The following is a 16531-nucleotide window of genomic DNA, read 5'->3' as shown; positions in this document are numbered from 1 at the left end:
CACCGACCACTCACCGCATCCGCCGGCGGGTCACCGGACCTTCAAGGCGGATGCCGGTGCGCCCCTCGGCGAACAGTCCATCTTTCCTCCGTATTCTCATAGATTTCGGCTTTCTGAAAGTCGTATAAACATCATTGCGCTTCGGATGCTAGCGTTCGCGCGGGGACTCACGGGAGGAGCCCCCGCGCGGTTCGGGCACCGGCCCGGGCACCGAAGCGCAGAGGATGGAATGCAGAGGGAGGAAACACATATGGCAAAGCGCCCGCGGCAGCGCACGCCGGGAGAGACGCTCTGGTGGGGACGGACAGTGCGGCTTGCGATCAGCGCCCTGGCGGTCTGGTTCGTCTTCGGCTTTCTGGTACATGGCTTCGTCTTTCAACTGAACGACATCACCATCGCCGACTTCCCCCTCGGCTTTTACATGGCGGCCCAAGGCTCTCTGGTGGTTTTCGTCGCCCTGATCTTCTGGTTCTGCGGACGTCAGGAAGCGATTGACCGGAACGCCGGCGTTGCCGAGCCCGAACCCGTGCGGGGAGAGATGCCACTATGAGACTGCCTTCTCCGGAAGACACCTTCCTCAACAATCTGGGCCGGATCTACGGCACCTATGTCGGCGGCTTCGTCGCCTTTGTCATCCTGCTTGCCGTTCTGGAACAGCTCGGCGTTCCCGACCGGATCATCGGTTATCTGTTCGTGTTCTTCACTCTTGCGGTCTATGCCGGCATCGGCATCGTTACCCGCACGGTGAAGGTGAGCGAATATTACGTCGCCGGCCGCCAGGTCCCGGCGGTCTACAACGGCATGGCGACCGCCGCCGACTGGATGAGCGGTGCCTCCTTCGTCGGCCTGGCCGGAACGCTCTATGCGCTCGGCTACGATGGCCTTGCCTATGTGCTTGGCTGGACCGGCGGCTTCGTGCTGGTGGCGGTGCTGGTCGCGCCATACCTGCGCAAGTTCGGCGCCTATACCGTGCCCGACTTCCTCGCCGCCCGGTTCGGCGGCAATTTCGCCCGGCTGCTCGGCATCGTCGTCTTGTTCGCCTGCTCCTTCACCTATGTGGTGGCGCAGATCTACTCCACCGGCATCATCGCCTCGCGGTTTCTCGGCATTTCCTTCGAGATCGCCATCTATGTGGGCCTTGCCGGCATCCTGTTGTGTTCCATGCTCGGCGGTATGCGCGCGGTCACCTGGACCCAGGTTGCTCAGTATCTCGTTCTGATCATCGCCTACATGCTGCCGGTGGCGATCCTGTCGGCGCAGAAATTCGGTCTGCCCATCGCCCAGATCACCTATGGCGCGGTGCTGCAGGAAATCACCGTTCTGGAACAGCAATTGCTGGCGGGCGGACTGGCCACGGCGGAAACGCTGAAGCCACATCTTGCGCCCTTCACCTCGCTGGATCCGTTCAACTTCTTCGCGCTGATCGCCTGTCTGATGATCGGCACCGCCTCGCTGCCGCATCTCTTGATGCGCTATTTCACCACCGCCTCGGTGCGCGATGCACGCCGCTCGGTCGGCTGGTCGCTGCTGTTCATCTTCCTGCTGTATGTCACCGCACCGGCCTACGCCGCCTTCGCCAAGCTGGAGGTCTACCAGAACGTCATCGGCGCCGGGCTGGATGCGCTGCCGGAATGGATCTACACCTACGGTCGGCTCGGGCTGGTCGATATCTGCGGTGCCCATGCCGCCTCGGTCGAGGCGGTGCAGGCCGCCTGCGCCGAGGTCACCGGCAACCAGGGCGTCCTGCGGCTGCCGGATCTGGCAATCGACCGGGACGTGATCGTCATCGCCACCCCGGAAATCGCCGGCCTGCCCTACGTGATCGCCGGGCTCGTCGCCGCCGGCGGCCTCGCCGCCTCTATCTCGACGGCGGACGGGCTGCTGCTGGCACTGGCCAACGCCCTCAGCCACGATGTCTACTACCGCATGATCGACCGGCGCGCACCGGCCAGCCGGCGCCTCTTGATCGCCCGGCTGCTGCTCTTGGGCGCGGCGGTGCTGGCCGCCTATGTGGCCTCGACCCGTCCGGCGGACATCCTGTCGATGGTGGCCTGGGCCTTCTCGCTGGCGGCCGCGGGCAATTTCCCGGTGCTGGTGCTCGGCATCTGGTGGCGGCGCTGCACCTCCGCCGGGGCAATCGCCGGCATCATCGCCGGCTTTGGCGTGACCTTCTACTATCTGGTCATGACCCAATATGGCGGCATGCCCGAGTGGTACGGGGTGAAGAACATCTCCGCCGCCGTCTTCGGCCTGCCGGTCGGCTTCGCCGTCACCATCCTCGTCAGCCTGCTGACGCCGGCGCCCTCCAGCGAGGTACAGGCGCTGATCGACGATATCCGGCGCCCCTCGGGCGATCCGGTGATGCGCGACCGCACCGCCTGACCCGATACAACCCACGGGCGGCGCCGCCGCCCGTGGCCTTTTCCCGACAACGGACCGAACCGTGGCCGACTGGATCTTTCATCTTCTGAACTTCGCCCTGGCGGCCTTGATGTACAGCCTGCTCGGCCGGATCGTGCTCACCGCCTGGCTTGGCGGCGGCAGCGCCAATTTTATTCAGCGGGCGTTTGTCCGCCTGACCGATCCGGCGATCGCCGCCGTGCGCCTGGTCACCCCGGCCAGCGTGCCCACCGGCCTGTTGCTGGCGTTCACGCTGATCTGGCTGATCATCGTCCGGGTGGCGCTTGTCGCCGGCTTCGCCTCCGCCGGGCTCCTCACCGTGACGGCCGGCTGACCATGCCCGGCCGCTCCTCGATCATCCTTGCCATTGCCGGGCTGGCACTCATCAACGGGCTGTTCAACCCGCTGCTGCTGCCGCAGACCAGCGCCGCCATCATCCTGCTCGCCCCCGGGCTACTGCTGCGGAGCGCGCCGCTCATCGCCTTTCTCGCCTATCTGCTCGGCGCCGGCGTCACCGTGGTGCTGGCCGGGCTTCCGGCCGCGCTGTTCGAACGGCTTGCGGGGCACGACCACACCACCTATGGATCGTATCTGGTCTGGCTCTGCGCCACCGCCATTCTTTCCCTGCCCGCCGCCGCCTTCGCCGCCGCGCTGCTGCTGCGCTGACGTGGCGACGCCGCCCTCTCTTTTCTCAACAAAGGATCTCCCGATGACCGCCTCGCTCTACCCGTTGCCGGAGCCCTTCAACAGCGGACAGCTCAAGGTGAGCGATCTGCATGAGATCTACTTCGAGGAATGCGGCAATCCGGACGGCCAGCCGGTGGTCATGCTGCATGGCGGCCCGGGGGGCGGCGCCGGTCCGATCATGCGCCGTTTTCACGATCCGAAGATCTACCGGATCGTGCTGTTCGACCAGCGCGGCTGCGGCCGTTCCACGCCTCATGCGGAGCTGCGCGAAAACACCACCTGGGATCTGGTCGCCGACATCGAGCGACTGCGCACCCATCTGGGGATCGACCGCTGGCAGGTGTTCGGCGGCTCCTGGGGCTCGACGCTGGCGCTGGCCTATGCCCAGACCCACCCGGAGCGGGTCAGCGCGCTGGTGCTACGCGGCATCTTCATGCTGCGCCGGGCCGAATTGCAGTGGTTCTACCAGGAAGGGGCAAGCTGGCTGTATCCGGATCTTTTCGCCGCCTATCGCGACTTCATCCCGGCCGCGGAACGCGGCGACCTCCTGACCGCCTATCACAAGCGCCTGACCGGCGAGGACACCGCCGTGCGCGTTGCCGCCGCGCGCCGCTGGGCCACCTGGGAGGGAAGCACCCTGTCGGTGCTGCCGGATCCGGACCGGGTCAACGCCTTCGACGATCCGCATTACGCCCTCGCCTTTGCCCGGATCGAGGCGCATTACTTCGTCAATGGCGGCTTTTTCGACCATGACGACCAGTTGCTGCGCAATGTCGACCGGATCCGCAAGATCCCCGGCGTGATCATCCATGGCCGCCATGACGTGGTGACGCCGATGAAAAACGCCATCGACCTTGCCGCCGCCTGGCCGGAAGCGGAGCTGCGCATCGTCGAGGACGCCGGCCACGCCGCCAGCGAACCGGGCATCGCCGCCGCCCTGGTCGAGGCCGGCCGGCGCTTTACCGGAACGCTCTGAGGCTTCGCGAGGTTCCGGTCTCGCCGCGCCGTCCACAGGGCGCGGCGATGCTGCCGTCAGGTGCCCAGATAGCGCAAGGTCATGCTGCGCTGATGTGGCTCGGTGCGGTGCTCGATCACATAGACATCCTGCCAGGTGCCCAGATCGAGCCGACCGGCAACCACCGGGATTTGCAGGCTGACGCCGGTCAGGACCGTCTTCACATGCGCCGGCATGTCATCCGGCCCTTCCATCGAGTGACGCCAGCCGGCATCTTCCGGCGCCAGCCGGTCAAGCGCGTCGAGCAGATCGTCCTGCACATCCGGGTCGGCGTTTTCCTGCACCGTCAGCGAGGCGGAGGTGTGCCGCAGAAAGACGGTCAGTTCGCCATCCCGTGCGCCCTGCTCCGCGAGCCAGTCGTCAAGCCAATGGCCGACCGGATAAAATCCGCGTCCTTGTGTCCTTGCCACCAGACGGCCCATGCGCTGACGCAACGTCAGACCATCATCCTCGAAGGTCCATGTTTCAACCGGTTCGCCTCTGCGCTGCTGCATCATTCACACACCATTGCCCGTTGACGGACGCAAAGTATGCGAAGGTCGTTCGTGCCATGCAAGCGGTAGACGCGACCGCCCGTCGGAGAACGGTGCGTGGGGCAATTGCATTTGCGAGGAAAGAACCTTTCGCACCCTCAAAGGCTTGGCAGGGCTTGGCAGGGCTTGGCGCACAGACTAGGGTCCGTTTCTTGAAGTCCGCAAGGTGATGGCCGCCTTGTGGCCAATAGCAGACCGAGGCCCGGGCCGAATGACTGTCACCGGTTTTCACCCCCTTCCCTCCGACGACGGGAATGACGAGGCGCGGACCTTCAACCGCGAACTTGCAAGACGCCTCGCCCTGTTGCCGGACCAATGGTCCTTCCCGCCGGTGGTGATCCGCGAGCGGCGGGCCGAAGGGAACGGCCCCTTCCCGCCCGCCGAGCGTTCCCCCCATGCGCGCACGCGGATGATCGCCGGGCCCCATGGCGAGATCCCCTTGCGCATTCTCGCCCCGCGCACCCGGCCGGCGACCGGCGCCTATCTTTATCTGCATGGCGGTGGCTGGACCCTGGGCGGCGCCGACGAGCATGACATGCGGCTGGAGGAAATTGCCGAGGCGACCGGCCTGATCGGTGTGGCCTGCGGCTATCGGCTGGCGCCGGAACACCCCTATCCGCAAGGGCTCGACGATTGCGAGACCGCCGCCAGATGGCTGGTGGAGACGGGCCGGCTGGAACTTGGCATCGACAAGCTGACCATGGGCGGGGATTCCGCCGGGGCGAACCTTGCCGCCGCCACCTTGATCCGCCTGCGCGACGGCCACGGTCTGGCCGGTGAGTTTCAGGCCGTGGTCTTCGGCTGTGGCTGCTTCGACCTGCGCCTGACCCCCAGCGCCCGGCGCTGGGGAGCCGAAAAGCTGGTGCTGAACACCCGCGATCTGACCATGTTCGTCCGGCACTATCTGGCACATGGACATGACCCCGCCCTGCCGGATATCTCGCCGCTGATGGCCGACCTTTCCGACCTGCCGCCGGCCCATTTCGTGGTCGGCACCGCCGATCCGCTGCTCGACGACACGCTGTTCATGGCCGAGCGCTGGCGCATGGCCGGCAACCGCGCCGAGCTTGCCGTCTACCCGGATGGCTGCCACGTCTTCCAGCAGTTTCCCCTTGCCATCGCCGCGGACAGCAACCGGCGGATCGAAGGCTTTCTGCATGAAGCGCTCGGGGAGCCCTAGCCGGGCCGGCTTCCCCTCCCCAATTCGTCCCCCTTCCCCTTCCCTCTTTGCTCCCGAGGAGCCGTGAATGTCCGCTGTCGAGACGTTGTATTCCTTTGTGAACCGCTGGGAATGCGACGAAAACAACCACCTCAATGTGCAGTTCTATTTCGAGCGGTTTGATGAAGCCGACCGCCAGTTCCGCCTGATCACCGGGCTGACCGACGCGCTTGCCGGCGCCCGGCGCGCGCGCCATGTGCGCTACCATCGCGAGCTGCATCTGGGCGATGCGCTGATCGCCAGCTCACATGTGGCCTTCGACGGCCCCTACATGCTGACGGTGGTGCATGAGTTGCGGCGGTGCCGTGACGGCGCGCTGGCCGCCACCGCGACAGACGGCTACGCCCCCGCCGAAAGCATGGCGCGGGAGCTGCGCCGACGGTTCGAGGACCACAGCGCGCCGATGCCCGAGGCAGCCCTGCCGCGCGGGCTATCCGCCGCCCAGCAGGTGACCTCCCTGTCTCCGACCCAATTGCAGGCCGCCGGCGGACGGATCGTCAACCGGGCAACCGTTCTGCCCCGGCACGCGGGACCGGACGGGCGGGCCGACGATACCTTCGCCCTGGCCCGCTTCACCGAGGCGGCGGCCCATGTCTGGAACATGACGCCGATGACCGATGACTGGCTGGAGACACACGGGCTTGGCCGGGTCGCGGTGGAAATGAAACTGGTCTGGGTCAGCCCGCTCAAGCCCGGCGAGCCGGTGCTGTGCGTCAGCGGCTTGACCGGCGCCGCCCGCTCCACCTTCTCCTTCCGCCATCACCTGTTCGAAACGCGGACCCAGCGACTGGCGGCGGTCTGCGACGCGGTGGTGATCGCCATGGACCTGGAACACCGCAAATCAGTGCCGCTGGAGGACAGCGTGCGCAGCGCGATCGCCCAGAGCGTCATGAAGGCCTAACACGGATGCCTCCCGGCGGCGGCGGGACATACGCCGCCGGAGGGGCTTCCGGGCAAATGCCCGGCGCGGCTATTGCAGCCCCTCGTACTCCTCGCGCAGGGTCTTCATCAGGCCGAAGAAGCGGCGCATCGCCGTCTCGGTGAAGTCGAGCGCCTTGTTGAGTTCCTCTTCGTCTTCCGGCGACAGGCCGCCGCGTCCCTCGCGATCCTTTTCCGGCCCGTCCTTGAGACGGGCGCGCAAGGCGGCATTCTTCTCGCGGAGTTCAGCCACCTGCAGGGTCAGCCGCTCGATTTCCAGCTCCATCGCCAGTTGCGCGTCGGGCACAGCAAGACAGCGCCAATGGGCATTCGCCTTGCGGCATTCGGCGACCCGGCCGCTTTGCCGGTCAAGCCGCAGAAACCCGTCTTCCCCCACCGGGCTCAGCACATAGCGATCCGGATCCACCGTAGGCCGGTCCTTGCTGTCGGCCATGGCGGGTCCGACGACCAGCCCGCTGCCGATCACGGCGACGGTCATCCATCCGAGGGCTTTCGTACGCATCGTCCTTGTTCCTCGTTCCGTTCGCCTGTTGCCGGCCCGGAAGAGACCGGGTCGGCATCTGAAGACAGAGCATGCCAGCATCTCATGGCAAAAGCGCGACCATGCAATTTCGCCGCGCAAACGGGAGCGTCACAGCCAGTGCGGCGGCAACGCTAGTCCGGCAGATAGGGGCCGCGGCCGCTGGTCAGCGCATCGTCCAGCAGGTCCAGCCGGTCCTGCCCCCAGAACACCTCGCCATGCAGCACATAGCTTGGCGAGCCGAACACGCCAAGCATGACCGCGTCTTCCTGATTCTGCTCATATCTGGCGATGCAGTCCTTTTCATTGGCATGACCGATCGCCTTGTCGGCATCGACACCGAGCCGCTCAAGGATCACCCGCAACACCTCCTCGCGGGAGATATCGCGGTCCTCGGCCCAGAGCGCCTCGAACACAGCTTGCGAAAACGCGCCGGTCGGCCCGCCATCCATCGCCAGCCCCAGGGCGATCCGGTCGGCCAGAGCCGGGTTGGTCGGAAAGTGAGCCGGCCGCAGGGTCAACGGCAGCTCGCGCTTGGCGCGCCAGCGCTGCAGCTCCACCTGGCGATAGGCCTGGCGCACCGGATGCCGCTTGGCCAGCGGCAAGCCGCCGGTCTCGGAGAACACCGGGCCGAGCAACACCGGGCGAAACCGCACCGCGTAGTCATGGGAATCCGCGAGCGCCAGAAAGGTCTGATGGCCGAGATAGGCCCAGGGCGAGGCATGGGTGTAGAAATAGTCGATCACGCGTTGCATGAGAGATCCGTTTTCGTCGGCGGGCAAATCAGCGGCCACCCTGCGACGGGGCGGCGCGGCAATCAAGCCTCGTCATGCGCTGCGGTCACTGGCCGGCAGCAGCGCTAACAGGGTTTCCAGCCGATCCGCCTCCTGCGGCCGCTTGTCCCGGCGCAGGCAGACAAGGCGCGGGAAACGCATGGCGATCCCCGATTTGTGCCGGCTGGAGCGGTTCAGCCCCTCAAAGGCGATCTCCAGCACCAGCCCGGTCTCCGTGTCGTGCGCCACCTCGCGCACCGGGCCAAAGCGGTTGACCGTATGCGCCCGCACGAACTGGTCGATCTCGGCAAGCGCGTCATCGGTCAAGCCAAGACAGGCCTTGCCGACCGGCACCAGTTCCGCGCCCTCCGGCCCCTCCCGCCAGACGCCGAAGCTGTAGTCGGAGGAGAACGAGGAGTGCTGGCCCCGCCCGCGCTGCGCATACATCAGCACCGCATCCACCCGGTAGGGATCGCGCTTCCACTTGTACCATTCGCCCTTGGGACGGCCGGGCAGATAGGGGGCGGCGCGACGTTTCAACATCACCCCTTCGATGGCTGCCGCGTCCCGGCCGCCATGCAACAGGCCAGGGTCGCTGCGCGCGGCCTCAAGCGCGGCGAAATCGCCAAACGGCAGCAGCGGCGACAGGTCGATGCGCGGATGAGCGATCTGGCGAACGAACCGCTCCAGCAGCGCCCGGCGGCGGCCGAACGGCAGAGGCCGCAGATCCTCCCCCTCCAGCGACAGAAGATCATAAGCACGGATCGCCGCCGGGTGGCTTTTCAGGAGCCGGGCCGAAACCGTCTTGCGGTTGAGCCGCTGCTGCAACATGGAAAAGCTGCGCGCCTCCCCCTCGATCACCACCAGCAACTCGCCATCGAGCACTGCCTCGAAGTCGAAGCTGCCGACCAGATCGGGAAAGGCGGCGGAAATATCCTCGCCGCCGCGGCTGTAGAGCCGCTGCCGCGTGCCGCCGTCGGCAGCGGGCGCGGCGGCTGCCTGAACGCGGATACCGTCCCATTTCCACTCGGCGGCGAAATCGGCCGGATCGAGCCCGGATAGATCGCCCTCACCAAGCGGATGGGCCAGCATCGGCGGGCGAAACGGCACCGGATCGTCGGTGACGGGCCGCTCGGCGCGTCCTTGCGCCCAGGCAAACAGGCTCTCGTACGGGAGCGATAGCCCATGCCAGATCTCATCGATCTCATCGGCGGACAGCGTGCCCAGCCGTGCCACCGCCGTCTTGGCGAGGCGGGCGGACACCCCGACGCGCAGGCCCCCGGTGACCAGCTTCAGCAAGGCCCAGCGCCCGGTCTCATCGAGCCCGTCGAGCCAGCCAGCCAGAAGCTCGGCCGCCGCCGCGCCGCGCGGGGCATCGGCAAGCTGGCGGATCACCTCCGGCAGCGGCGGGGGCTCCCGTTCCGCCGCCTCCGGTGCCGGCCAGATCAGGGCGACGGTCTCGGACAGGTCGCCGATGAAATCATAGGAGAGCTCGAACAGCACCGGATCGACCCGCCCGGCCACCAGCGCGCGCAGCACCGCCGGGCGAACTCGGCGAAAGCGCAAGGCGCCGGTGAGTATAGCCAGCGCATAGCCGCGCGCCGGATCGGGTGTGGTACGGAAATACTCGGTCAGAAGCGCCAGCTTGCCGTTTCGTCCCGGCTCGCTGGACAGGCGGTCGAGCAGGGCGGAAAAGCGCAGCATCTCCCACCCCGCCCGCCGGGATCAGTGCTCGTTGACGATCATGGCGATCCGCCATTCATCGTCGTCGAACAGGAGCTGGTAATGGCAGGTGAACTCGAACACCGGCTCGTCGTTGCCATCGGACTGGACCCAGGCGAGCGACACCAGCGCCACCTCGCCGCTGACATGGGCCGACAGCACCGAATATTCGGAGCGCACGACGCCCTCCTTTTCGAGCGCGGCGAACAGCTTCTCGATGTTCTCCTGAAGGTCCTCCTCATCGACAAAGACATTTCCCTTACCGAACTGCCAGATGACAGCGGGAAAGGCGAAACAGTCGGCGACCGCCTCGCCGTCATAATCGTCGAAGCCGGCGCTATAGGCCTCGAACAGCTCGGCAATCGCCGCCTCCGCCTCGCTGGCGATCTCGTTGTCGTCCCTTGGCATGGTGTCGTCGGCCATCGCCCGCCCCCCTCATCCCTCATCGCGGCCCGGACAGGGTATCCGGCCGCTCGATTCCATTCTCGTCACCATAGCCGATCCTGTTGAGCGGCCGGGCATTCAATCCCTGTTTCCCGCACCAATGCACAAGTGCGTCCTCCGCGCCATGGGTGACCCAGACGGTCCGCGCCCCGGTCTCGGTGATGGTGGCGCACAGGCCGTCCCAGTCCGCATGGTCGGAAATCACCAGCGGCAGCTCCGCCCCGCGCTGACGCGCCCAGGCCCGCACCCGCATCCAGCCGCTCGCCGCCGCGCACACCGGGTCACCAAAACGCCGCGCCCAGCGGTCCGCCAATTGCCCTGGCGGACACAAGACGATCTCGCCGGCCAACTCCCGCCCCTTGTCGCCGACGCTCTCCAGCGGCCCCAGCGCCACCCCATGCGCCGCGTAGAGCGCGCAAAGCGGCTCCAGCGCACCGTGCAGGTAGATCGGCCGGTCGTATCCGGCACCGCGCAACTCGGCGATGACCCGCTGCGCCTTGCCCAGCGCATAAGCGCCAACGAGATGCGTCCGGTCGGGAAAAAGCGCCAGCGAGGCCAGCAGCCGGTCGATCTCCGCTCGCGCCGGCGGATGGCGGAACACCGGCAGCCCGAAGGTTGCCTCGGTGATGAAGACATCGCACGGCACGCATTCGAACGGCGCGCAGGTTGGGTCGGGCTGACGCTTGTAGTCGCCGGAAACGACCGTCACCCTTCCGGCAACGTCAAGGCGGACCTGCATGGAGCCAAGCACATGGCCGGCCGGATGCAGCGACACGCCGACGCCGCCGATGGACAGCCGCTCTCCGGGCGCGAGCACCTCAGTGCGGCCGGCGAACGCCGGCCCGTAGCGCGCGGCCATGATCGCCAGGGTTTCCGCGCTCGCCAGCACCGCGCCATGGCCGGCGCGGGCGTGATCGGCATGGCCATGGGTGATGATCGCCCGTTCCACCGGGCGCAGCGGATCGATGTAAAACCCGCCAGACGGACAATAAAGCCCCGCCCTGGCAAGCTGGAGATGGCTCTCGCTCATGGCGGCGAGTTTACGCCGGCGGCGGGCGGGCGCAACTCCTGCCGCAGCTTTCCTCTCATGGGCACGTGGCCATGCCGCGACCCTCTCGACGCGCCGCCCGCCAGCGCTTATCTCTGGGCGCATGGACGCCCGCGCCGATCCCTTGCTGCCGAAGCGCTTTTCCGACTGGTTCGCCGGACGTGGCTGGCATCCCCGTGCGCATCAGCTCGCCCTTCTGGAAAAGGCGGCAGAAGGCCGGTCGGTTCTCCTGATCGCCCCGACCGGCGCGGGCAAGACCCTTGCCGGGTTCCTGCCCAGCCTTGTCGCCCTGTCGCGGCGCAGGAAGAAGATCGCGGTCGCGGCCCGGTCCCGGGCAGGCACGCACACGCTCTATATCTCGCCGCTGAAGGCACTTGCCGTCGATATCGCCCGCAATCTGGAGGCGCCGATTTCCGGCATGGGGCTGGATATCACGGTGGAGACCCGCACCGGCGACACGCCGACCCACAAGCGTCAGCGGCAGAAACGGCAACCGCCCGACATCCTCCTGACCACGCCGGAACAGATCGCCCTGCTTCTGTCCGATCCCGAGGGCCGGGCGATGCTCGCCGATGTGGACACGGTGATCCTCGACGAATTGCACGCGCTGGTCACCTCCAAGCGCGGCGACCTGCTTGCCCTCGGCCTTGCCGCCCTGCGCCGGCTTTCCCCCGGCTTGCGAACCATCGGCCTGTCGGCCACCGTCGCCGAACCGGAGGATCTGCGCGCCTATCTGGTCGGCCAGCAGCCGGACACGCCCCGGGCCCTTGCCGATTGGGTGGTGGCGGACGGCGGGGTACGGCCCGATATCGGCATTCTTTCGTCCGGCGAACGCTTGCCCTGGTCCGGCCATTCGGCCCGCTATGCCCTTGAGGACATCTACCGCACCATCAAGGCGCATCGCACCAGTCTGGTCTTCGTCAACACCCGCAGCCAGGCCGAGGCGCTGTTCCAGAACCTGTGGCGGATCAACGAGGACACGCTGCCGATTGCCCTGCACCACGGATCGCTGGATGTGGGCCAGCGACGCAAGGTGGAAGCGGCGATGGCCGATGGCAGCCTTCGGGCCATCGTCTGCACCTCCTCGCTCGATCTGGGCATCGACTGGGGCGATGTGGATCTGGTCATCAATGTGGGCGCGCCGAAGGGCGCCAGCCGGCTGGCGCAGCGCATCGGCCGGGCCAATCACCGCATGGACGAACCCTCCAAGGCGCTGCTGGTGCCGGCCAACCGCTTCGAGGTGCTGGAATGCCAGGCGGCGCTGGCCGCCGCGCATCGGGGCGAACAGGATACCCCGCCGCTGCGCAGCGGCGCGCTCGATGTGCTGGCCCAACATGTGCTCGGCTGCGCTTGTGCCGGCCCCTTCCTGCCCGACGAGCTGTTTTCGGAAGTCACCTCCGCCGAACCCTACCGGACACTGCCGCGCGAGGCGTTCGACCAGGTGGTCGCGTTCGTCGCCACCGGCGGCTATGCGCTCAGGACCTATGAGCGCTATGCCAAGCTGAAACCACAGCCGGATGGCCGCTTGCGGCTGGCCCATCCGCGCCTTGCCCAGCAATACCGGCTGAATGTGGGCACCATCGTCGAGGCGCCGATGCTGAAGGTGCGGCTGGTGCGCTCGCGCGCCGAAGGCCGGCGCACACCGGTGGGGCGCGGCGGCCGGATGCTCGGCGAAATCGAGGAATGGTTCGTCGACCAGCTCGCCCCGGGCGACACGTTCCTCTTCGCCGGCGAAATCCTGCGCTTCGAGACGATCCGCGAGAACGAGGCCTATGTCTCGCGCGCCCGATCCGACGCGCCGATGATCCCCTCCTACCAGGGCGGCAAGTTTCCGCTCTCGACCTATCTGGCCGCCAGCGTGCGCGAGATGCTGGCCGATCCGGAGAATTGGGCGCCGCTGCCGGATCAGGTGCGCGCGTGGCTGGAGCTGCAGCGGCAGCACTCCCGGCTGCCGCTGCGCGAGGGGCTCCTGGTGGAGACCTTCCCGCGCGCCAACAAGCATTATCTGGTGTGCTACCCGTTCGAGGGGCGGCTGGCGCACCAGACCCTCGGCATGCTGCTCACCCGCCGGCTGGAGCGGCTCGGCGCGCACCCGCTCGGTTTCGTCGCCAGCGACTATGCGCTGGGCGTCTGGGGCCTTGGCGACCTTGGCGCCATGATCGGCGATGGGCGGCTGTCGCTCGACGGGCTGTTCGATGAGGACATGCTGGGCGACGACCTGGATGCCTGGCTGGCCGGCTCCAGCCTGATGAAGCGCACGTTCCGAAGCTGCGCGGTGATCGCCGGCTTGATCGAACGACGTCATCCAGGACTGGAAAAAACCGGGCGGCAGGTAACCGTTTCGACAGATTTGATCTACGATGTGCTGCGCCAGCACGAACCGAATCATATCCTGCTCCAGGCGACCTGGCAGGATGCGGCGACGGGGCTGCTGGACATTTCCCGCCTGGGGCAACTCTTGCGGCGAATCCGTCATCAAATCGCACACGCTGCGCTTTCCCGCGTCTCTCCGCTGGCGGTTCCGGTGCTGCTGGACATCGGCAAGGAACCGATTTTCGGGGACGCTCAGGAAGCCCTTCTGGCCGATGCAGCGGATGATCTTGTCAGGGAGGCTATTCGGTGAGGCCGTTTTCTGCCCAACTACAGACGCGCCGGTTTGCGCCCGTTTGTCACGATATCTCGATCGCTGGCGAACTGGTCGGGCTGCATGACAGCGGCGCCCTGTGGTGGCCAGACGGCGATACGCTCGTCGTCGCCGACCTGCACTTCGAAAAAGCCTCAAGCTTTGCCCGCAAGGGCGTGATGCTGCCGCCCTACGACACCGCCGCGACGCTGGAAAAACTCGCCGAGGTGATCGAGGCGTTCCAGCCACGCCGGGTGGTCGCCCTTGGCGACAGCTTTCACGATGCGAACGGCTCCGACCGGCTGCCCGCCAGCTACCGCGCCATGTTGACCACCCTCCAGCTTGGGCGGGAATGGATCTGGGTCACGGGCAATCACGATCCGATTGCCCCGGTGGGCCTTTGCGGTGAAACGGTCGATGAGGTGGCGCTCGGTGGGCTGATGTTCCGCCATGAGCCACGGGCCGACGCCGAACCGGGCGAGATTTCCGGCCACCTGCACCCGGCAGCCCGGGTGCGCCGCTACGGCCGGGCCGTACGCCGTCCCTGCTTTGCCACCAATGGCCATCGGCTGGTGTTGCCGGCCTTCGGCATCTTCACCGGCGGGCTCAACGTGCTCGACGAAGCCTGGGCGGAGATTTTCCCGACCCAGGCCTTTTCCGTGTTCCTGCTGGGCGAGGCACGGCTCTACCCCTTCACCGCCTCGCGCCTTGTGAAGGACTGAGCGGCAGCGCCCCTCAGTCGCGGCGGAAGATCACCCCGGCGAGCCAGCCGGTGAACACCGCAAGGGCAATGGCCAGAAGGCCATAAACGGCCGCGTAATTATAGGCGAGCCGGTAGGTAAGTTGTTCGAACCCCGTCTTGGCGACCACCAGCGACTGCTCATTGGAGGCCAGCAACGCCCCGCCGCGCAGCAGATAGGTGGTCACGGTATACTCTCCGACCGGCACATTGGCCGGCAGCGGCACGGTGGTGCGAAACAGGGTATCGCTGAGAAACTCGATCACCCCCGACCGTTCCGCATAGAGGCCGCTTTCCACACGCAGCCGCAGGAAGGCCCGGCGAAAGTTGTCGCGATCGCTCATCGGCACGCCGGAGTCCCCGGTGATCGGCAGATTGAGATTGAACAGGCCGATGCGGTGCTGCTCCAGCACCGGACGCGGGGCGATCTCGTTCGCGCGCCGACTGGTGTGGGTCACCAGGAAACTGGGCACCTCCAGAAAGGTCTCCGCATCCCGATTGACCCAGATTCCGGCAAAACGCCCCTTGCGCCGGGTGGTCACCCGGGTTTCCGGCCCGGAGACGATCACTGCAAGGTCATAGGGCTCGGGCCGCCCCACGGTGGCCGCGTCGCGGACGATTTGGCCGAAGACGACAATGTTGGCGCCGGTGAAATTAGATTCGATGTTGATCGTGTCGTCGGACAGATCGACCACGAGGTCCTCCGCCTTGCCGGAAGCCGGGAGGAGGGTCAGGGCAAGGGCAAGGGCAAGCGCGCCCGCCAGCGCTTCGCCGGCTGGACGTCGCAACAAGGAGCGCACGCACCGCATCATGCCACCTCCTCCACGACGGAGATGGAATAAAGCTCCTCCGGCTCGATCAGCAGATTGACCGCGAAGCGCATGCCCACCGCCAGAACCAGCAGCGCGAGCAAGAGGCGAAGCTGGTCGCCGCGCAGCTTCTGTCCCATCCGCGCGCCGAACTGGGCGCCGATCACCCCACCCACCATCAAGGTGAGCGCCAGCACGATATCAACCGAATGGGTGGAGACCGAATGCAGGAAGGTCGCCGCCGCCATGGTCACCAGAATCTGCAACAGCGAGGTGCCGATGACGATGTTGGTCGGAACCCGGAGCAGGTAGATCAACGCCGGCACCATCATGAAGCCGCCGCCGATGCCGAGCACCGCGCCGAGAAAACCGATGATCGCCCCGAGCACGACAATGGGGATCACGCTGACGTAAAGACGCGACTGGCGAAAGCGCATCTTGAACGGCAGCCCATGCACCCAGTTGTGCTGCCCGGGCTTGCGTGCCGGCATCACGGCACCGGAGCGTCGCCGCGCCATGGAGCGCAGGGATTCCACCAGCATCAGCCCGCCGATGGTGCTGAGAAAGGTGACATAGGACAGGGAAATCACCAGATCGAGCTGCCCGAGGCTGCGCAGCATGTCGAACAGCCACACCCCCAGCGCCGAGCCGATCACACCACCGACCAGAAGCATTATGGCCAGCTTGAAATCGATCATCTTGCGCCGCCAGTAGGCAACGACGCCGGAGGCGGAGGACGCGACCACCTGGGTCGTCACCGTCGCCACCGAGACCGCCGGCGGAATGCCGGAAAAGATCAGCAAGGGGGTCAGCAGAAAGCCGCCGCCAATGCCAAACAAGCCGGACAGGAACCCGACGGCGCCCCCCATCCCGAACAACATGAACATGTTGACGGGCAATTCGGCGATGGGCAGATAGATTTGCACGAGACACCGGCGGCTTCGCCGCTCCTTGTCACGGGCGGCATGTTGGTCGTTGAAACGGTGAGCCCTGACGAAGAGCGCAAGGCGCAACGCCAAAGCCCCGGCGTGACATCCGTCGCACCCGGCCGGGCACGAAG

The 16531-nt window shown here is 66.7% G+C and carries 17 protein-coding genes; 9 read left to right on the top strand and 8 right to left on the bottom strand.

Annotated features, from left to right (window positions below; all coding sequences use genetic code 11):
* Window positions 1-250 precede the first annotated feature (250 nt).
* From IEV83_RS10565 to pip, 5 genes are all read left to right on the top strand, one after another.
* Window positions 251-550 carry a DUF4212 domain-containing protein gene (locus IEV83_RS10565; RefSeq protein WP_181760332.1) on the top strand — a complete coding sequence of 100 codons (300 nt, stop codon included), beginning with the start codon at window positions 251-253 and terminating at the stop codon, window positions 548-550.
* Window positions 547-2382, top strand: a complete 1836-nt coding sequence (locus IEV83_RS10560) for a sodium:solute symporter family protein (RefSeq protein WP_181760333.1) — start codon at window positions 547-549, stop codon at window positions 2380-2382. Before IEV83_RS10565 ends, IEV83_RS10560 begins: the two co-directional genes overlap by 4 nt.
* 61 nt (window positions 2383-2443) lie before the next feature.
* Window positions 2444-2734, top strand: coding sequence for a YggT family protein (locus IEV83_RS10555; RefSeq protein ID WP_181760334.1), 291 nt, complete (start codon window positions 2444-2446; stop codon window positions 2732-2734).
* A 2-nt stretch (window positions 2735-2736) separates the two neighbouring features.
* The gene (locus tag IEV83_RS10550; RefSeq protein WP_181760335.1) at window positions 2737-3066 is read left to right on the top strand and encodes a hypothetical protein; all 330 of its coding nucleotides are present in this window, start codon (window positions 2737-2739) and stop codon (window positions 3064-3066) included.
* Between the two features lie 43 nt (window positions 3067-3109).
* Complete coding sequence (gene pip, locus IEV83_RS10545) at window positions 3110-4063, top strand: prolyl aminopeptidase (protein ID WP_181760336.1); 954 nt, start codon at window positions 3110-3112, stop codon at window positions 4061-4063.
* 56 nt (window positions 4064-4119) lie between these two features.
* On the opposite strand, the gene IEV83_RS10540 is transcribed toward pip, so the two are convergent.
* Window positions 4120-4599 carry a secondary thiamine-phosphate synthase enzyme YjbQ gene (locus IEV83_RS10540; protein WP_209003084.1) on the bottom strand — a complete coding sequence of 160 codons (480 nt, stop codon included), beginning with the start codon at window positions 4597-4599 and terminating at the stop codon, window positions 4120-4122.
* A 247-nt stretch (window positions 4600-4846) separates the two neighbouring features.
* On the opposite strand from IEV83_RS10540, the gene IEV83_RS10535 reads away from it, so the two are divergent.
* Both IEV83_RS10535 and IEV83_RS10530 read left to right on the top strand, forming a co-directional pair.
* Window positions 4847-5815 (top strand): alpha/beta hydrolase, encoded by a 969-nt coding sequence (locus IEV83_RS10535; protein ID WP_181760337.1) that lies wholly within the window; start codon window positions 4847-4849, stop codon window positions 5813-5815.
* Window positions 5816-5882: 67 nt separating this feature from the next.
* Window positions 5883-6755, top strand: a complete 873-nt coding sequence (locus IEV83_RS10530; protein ID WP_181760338.1) for a thioesterase family protein — start codon at window positions 5883-5885, stop codon at window positions 6753-6755.
* A gap of 69 nt (window positions 6756-6824) precedes the next feature.
* Here the strand turns inward: IEV83_RS10530 and IEV83_RS10525 are convergent, their stop codons facing one another.
* The 5 genes from IEV83_RS10525 to IEV83_RS10505 all read right to left on the bottom strand — a co-directional run bounded on the left by IEV83_RS10525 (window position 6825) and on the right by IEV83_RS10505 (window position 11282).
* Window positions 6825-7295 carry a hypothetical protein gene (locus IEV83_RS10525; protein ID WP_181760339.1) on the bottom strand — a complete coding sequence of 157 codons (471 nt, stop codon included), beginning with the start codon at window positions 7293-7295 and terminating at the stop codon, window positions 6825-6827.
* Between the two features lie 152 nt (window positions 7296-7447).
* Window positions 7448-8068, bottom strand: a complete 621-nt coding sequence (locus IEV83_RS10520) for a 2-hydroxychromene-2-carboxylate isomerase (protein ID WP_181760340.1) — start codon at window positions 8066-8068, stop codon at window positions 7448-7450.
* A gap of 72 nt (window positions 8069-8140) precedes the next feature.
* On the bottom strand, window positions 8141-9790 hold the full coding sequence (locus IEV83_RS10515) for a cisplatin damage response ATP-dependent DNA ligase (RefSeq protein WP_181760341.1): 1650 nt from the start codon (window positions 9788-9790) through the stop codon (window positions 8141-8143).
* A 21-nt stretch (window positions 9791-9811) separates the two neighbouring features.
* Window positions 9812-10231 (bottom strand): DUF6841 family protein, encoded by a 420-nt coding sequence (locus IEV83_RS10510; RefSeq protein ID WP_181760342.1) that lies wholly within the window; start codon window positions 10229-10231, stop codon window positions 9812-9814.
* A gap of 19 nt (window positions 10232-10250) precedes the next feature.
* The gene (locus tag IEV83_RS10505; RefSeq protein WP_181760343.1) at window positions 10251-11282 is read right to left on the bottom strand and encodes a ligase-associated DNA damage response exonuclease; all 1032 of its coding nucleotides are present in this window, start codon (window positions 11280-11282) and stop codon (window positions 10251-10253) included.
* A 121-nt stretch (window positions 11283-11403) separates the two neighbouring features.
* Between IEV83_RS10505 and IEV83_RS10500 the strand changes: the two genes are divergently transcribed.
* Complete coding sequence (locus IEV83_RS10500) at window positions 11404-13923, top strand: ligase-associated DNA damage response DEXH box helicase (RefSeq protein WP_181760344.1); 2520 nt, start codon at window positions 11404-11406, stop codon at window positions 13921-13923.
* Window positions 13920-14645 (top strand): ligase-associated DNA damage response endonuclease PdeM, encoded by a 726-nt coding sequence (gene pdeM, locus IEV83_RS10495; RefSeq protein ID WP_209003083.1) that lies wholly within the window; start codon window positions 13920-13922, stop codon window positions 14643-14645. The genes IEV83_RS10500 and pdeM overlap by 4 nt, the downstream gene beginning before the upstream one ends.
* A gap of 13 nt (window positions 14646-14658) precedes the next feature.
* Here pdeM and IEV83_RS10490 read toward each other — a convergent pair whose 3' ends face one another.
* Together IEV83_RS10490 and IEV83_RS10485 are read right to left on the bottom strand one after the other, a co-directional pair.
* A complete protein-coding gene (locus IEV83_RS10490) occupies window positions 14659-15474 on the bottom strand; it encodes a TIGR02186 family protein (protein WP_209003082.1) in 816 nt (271 codons plus the stop codon).
* Window positions 15471-16397, bottom strand: coding sequence for a sulfite exporter TauE/SafE family protein (locus IEV83_RS10485; RefSeq protein WP_181760345.1), 927 nt, complete (start codon window positions 16395-16397; stop codon window positions 15471-15473). The genes IEV83_RS10490 and IEV83_RS10485 overlap by 4 nt, the downstream gene beginning before the upstream one ends.
* Window positions 16398-16531 lie beyond the last annotated feature (134 nt).

Origin of the sequence: Stappia taiwanensis (genome assembly GCF_014635285.1) — a bacterium.
Lineage (GTDB): Bacteria > Pseudomonadota > Alphaproteobacteria > Rhizobiales > Stappiaceae > Stappia > Stappia taiwanensis.
This window is presented reverse-complemented; position numbering and strand designations above follow the sequence as displayed.

Bases quoted from the DNA above. Each gene is read 5' to 3' on its own strand.
- IEV83_RS10565 (WP_181760332.1), top strand. From the start codon at position 251: ATGGCAAAGCGCCCGCGGCAGCGCACGCCGGGAGAGACGCTCTGGTGG.
- IEV83_RS10560 (WP_181760333.1), top strand. From the start codon at position 547: ATGAGACTGCCTTCTCCGGAAGACACCTTCCTCAACAATCTGGGCCGG.
- IEV83_RS10550 (WP_181760335.1), top strand. From the start codon at position 2,737: ATGCCCGGCCGCTCCTCGATCATCCTTGCCATTGCCGGGCTGGCACTC.
- pip (WP_181760336.1), top strand. From the start codon at position 3,110: ATGACCGCCTCGCTCTACCCGTTGCCGGAGCCCTTCAACAGCGGACAG.
- IEV83_RS10540 (WP_209003084.1), bottom strand. From the start codon at position 4,599: ATGATGCAGCAGCGCAGAGGCGAACCGGTTGAAACATGGACCTTCGAG.
- IEV83_RS10535 (WP_181760337.1), top strand. From the start codon at position 4,847: ATGACTGTCACCGGTTTTCACCCCCTTCCCTCCGACGACGGGAATGAC.
- IEV83_RS10530 (WP_181760338.1), top strand. From the start codon at position 5,883: ATGTCCGCTGTCGAGACGTTGTATTCCTTTGTGAACCGCTGGGAATGC.
- IEV83_RS10525 (WP_181760339.1), bottom strand. From the start codon at position 7,295: ATGCGTACGAAAGCCCTCGGATGGATGACCGTCGCCGTGATCGGCAGC.
- IEV83_RS10520 (WP_181760340.1), bottom strand. From the start codon at position 8,068: ATGCAACGCGTGATCGACTATTTCTACACCCATGCCTCGCCCTGGGCC.
- IEV83_RS10515 (WP_181760341.1), bottom strand. From the start codon at position 9,790: ATGCTGCGCTTTTCCGCCCTGCTCGACCGCCTGTCCAGCGAGCCGGGA.
- IEV83_RS10510 (WP_181760342.1), bottom strand. From the start codon at position 10,231: ATGGCCGACGACACCATGCCAAGGGACGACAACGAGATCGCCAGCGAG.
- IEV83_RS10505 (WP_181760343.1), bottom strand. From the start codon at position 11,282: ATGAGCGAGAGCCATCTCCAGCTTGCCAGGGCGGGGCTTTATTGTCCG.
- IEV83_RS10500 (WP_181760344.1), top strand. From the start codon at position 11,404: ATGGACGCCCGCGCCGATCCCTTGCTGCCGAAGCGCTTTTCCGACTGG.
- IEV83_RS10490 (WP_209003082.1), bottom strand. From the start codon at position 15,474: ATGATGCGGTGCGTGCGCTCCTTGTTGCGACGTCCAGCCGGCGAAGCG.